The sequence below is a fragment of the Burkholderia cepacia genome, assembly GCF_001039005.1.
In the GTDB taxonomy this organism is placed as follows: Bacteria; Pseudomonadota; Gammaproteobacteria; order Burkholderiales; family Burkholderiaceae; genus Burkholderia; species Burkholderia theae.
Map to the genome: position 1 here is coordinate 1 of NZ_LDWR01000110.1, position 1,175 is coordinate 1,175.

The window sequence follows — 1,175 nt, forward strand, 5'->3', positions numbered from 1 at the left end:
TAATGCCGTTCAGTTAATGTTCCGAGAGAGGTTTCGAACGGTGTAACGGAAAGGCCTGGATTTGACGGCCCGGACGCAACTGCGTCCGGGCCGTTTGTCATTGGGAAGCTGCTTGAGTCGTTCGCGTAGACGCGACAGCAACGCAGGGAGCTTGCCGTACGACCGAGTGACTGCGGCCCAGGTCATTTCGTACTGAATCGTGTGGAATGCCCGGATAAAGCTGAGGCTATCGGGAGCCTGGCCGGCCTCAAGCGCGGCCTTGGCCATTTCCAGGCGAATCAGGTTGTAGGCAATCAGGGCGCCCCAAAGCTCCTGATAGACCCCGTCGACCGTCTGGCTGCGTAAAGTCAACGCCATGCCAAGCATCGACTGCTTCAATTCGCGATAGCTGGTCTCGACCTGCCAACGGCGCTCGTAGCAAGAAACAATATCAACCGCTTTGAAGTGCAATGGATCGCTCAGGGACGTGAGCAGAATCCTCTGCCGCCCACGCGCATCCATTGCGAGTACGGCTCGGGCCTGCCAGAACTCGGGAAGTGCTGGACATTGCTTTCGCGCCTGTGCCGACACACGCATGCGAACCATCTGATCGTCGGGCGTTCCGCCGAGCATTTCCCAGCGGGTATTGGATTTGGCCGGGATGATGAAGTGTCGATTCTCGCCACCAGAGACCAGATTGCACAGCAGTTGGGCCGAGAGAAAGCCCTTGTCGAAGACGGTCACGGAATGATCCGGCACGCGCGGGATGATCTGGCGTGCCAAGACCATTTCATTGCTGTCGTAAGGGCCGAATTCCGTATCGCGTATCAGATGGGTCGGAAGGGCCGTGAGTGTAATGGCACGAAGCTGGGGATAGCTGCCCACTCGATCATGTGCGGCCATCGACGCCCCGAAATGACGACGGTTGGCAGCACTGTCTGCTGTACGCAGTGTAGTGCCGTCCATCGCAAACAAGGACAATCCTTTGAAGCAGTAGCGGGCCTGATCTTGAGCCGCCCAGTTCGTGGCCGACGCTTGAAATAGCCACGCGAGCGGTGCCGCTCCCGTACGCTGTCTCGCTTGGGCGATACCGCTTTTACTGACGAACGATGCATCAGTCGCGGGAAGCGCCAACTCCAACCCGTCCACAACCTCACTGATTGACTGGTGCCGGTACAGCGCCAATGCAATGACCA

1 protein-coding gene is annotated in these 1,175 nt (G+C 58.4%); it reads right to left on the bottom strand.

Annotated features, from left to right (window positions below; genetic code table 11):
• Nucleotides 1-9 precede the first annotated feature (9 nt).
• Nucleotides 10-1,175 (bottom strand): IS4 family transposase (locus tag VL15_RS37930; RefSeq protein ID WP_048252034.1); only part of this gene is annotated, 1,166 nt, incomplete at its 5' end.